Origin of the sequence: Komagataeibacter intermedius TF2, assembly GCF_000964425.1 — a bacterium.
Lineage (GTDB): Bacteria > Pseudomonadota > Alphaproteobacteria > Acetobacterales > Acetobacteraceae > Komagataeibacter > Komagataeibacter intermedius.
The window spans coordinates 1-1,369 of record NZ_BANF01000209.1; the positions used below are offsets into that span (position 1 = coordinate 1).

Annotated in this window: 2 protein-coding genes; both read left to right on the forward strand. The window is 51.9% G+C overall.

From position 1 onward, the window contains the following. A partial coding sequence (locus B7449_RS16185; RefSeq protein WP_209426761.1) for a group III truncated hemoglobin occupies positions 1 to 531 on the forward strand: 531 nt, incomplete at its 5' end. A 27-nt stretch (positions 532 to 558) separates the two neighbouring features. After that, entirely contained in the window at positions 559 to 858 is a 300-nt protein-coding gene (locus B7449_RS16190) for a DUF1971 domain-containing protein (protein ID WP_012813195.1), read from the forward strand. Positions 859 to 1,369 lie beyond the last annotated feature (511 nt).

Consider the following 1,369-nt stretch of genomic DNA (forward strand, 5'->3'; position numbering starts at 1 on the left):
CCTGAATTCTCATTTAACGCCCGACTAAAAATGGGGGGATTACCTGCCGGGTTTGCGCTGGCGCAACCTTTCTGCCAGTCGCATCAGATAGACTGTACTCAACATCAGGCTGTTAAGGAGGCTCATATTATGAGCAGGCTGCCACTAAACGAGGACAGGCTGGCAACACTTGTAGACGCCTTTTACACACGTGTGCGCGCGGACCCCAAGCTTGGCCCCATTTTTGAAGATGCCGTGACCAACTGGCCTGAGCACCTGCAAACGCTCACGGCTTTCTGGTCTTCCGTCATGCTGGGTACCGGGCGTTACAAAGGCCAGCCAGTGTCCGTGCATATGCAGCACCGTGACCGGATTACGCCAGAACTGTTTGATCGGTGGCTGGCACTATGGGGTGAGACCACCTCCACACACATGCCAGCAGATGTAGCCGCTGTTCTACAGGACAAGGCAGCCAACATTGCCAGAAGCTTGCAGCTTGCACTCTCTTTTTACGCCAAACGGACCATGCCCCAGCGCAACACAGCACCTTGAGGCGCTGTTCCCCGAAAAGTGATACCCATGACCGAAGCCCTGCCCTATCGCTCCACGCCCGTATTCGATCAGGACACGCTACCTGCTGCTTTGCGCACGCGCCATAATACCAAGGCGGGTGTGTGGGGCGTGATCCGTGTGCTTGAGGGGGAGTTGAAGCTCACTTATCTGGCCCCTCCATCTGAACTTCTGCTGACACCCGCCACCCCCGGCCTGATCGAACCGCAGCAGCCTCATTTTGTAACACCCATGGGCAAGGTGGCGATGAGGGTGGATTTTTACGATCAGCCCCCTCCCCCTTCCGCGTTCTCTGCCCCCCAGTCCTGAACAGGTGTGAGCAGGTTTTTCCCATACCAACGCGGACAATCCTCCCGCGCGGCAACCCGGCCAAAATGGCGCTCCATGCAACAGAGAACCGGCCTACTGCATAGGATAAGCGGCTCTCCCCGCCCTGAATAAACATAATTTTTGTAAATAAAAATCAAACAAATGTTGTTTTTGCAGGATAAATAACGCTGTTAAGAAAATTATATCAAATATAGATAGAGAAAGATTAGAATATTATTAATTAATTATTATTAAGGTTTTCTCCGGACATTTCTATTAAGCCCGTCAGGAGACAGCCGCATGTTGGGAAAATGCCTTACAATTTTCCGCAAACCACACGTTAACGGGCTTAAGGTTTATCTTTTTACCACGTCCCTTTTTGTTTCTGTTCCCGCTTTCGCAGCCAGCAGTGCAACGGATTATACCGTTGCTGCAGGCTCGACGCGGATTTCTCACACTTGAGGCAATTTCGGGTCATTTTGTAGAATTCAGTCATCCCACAGGAGCCCGA

Excerpts from the sequence above, each read along its gene's own strand:
- B7449_RS16190 (WP_012813195.1), top strand. The coding sequence starts at position 559 with ATGACCGAAGCCCTGCCCTATCGCTCCACGCCCGTATTCGATCAGGAC.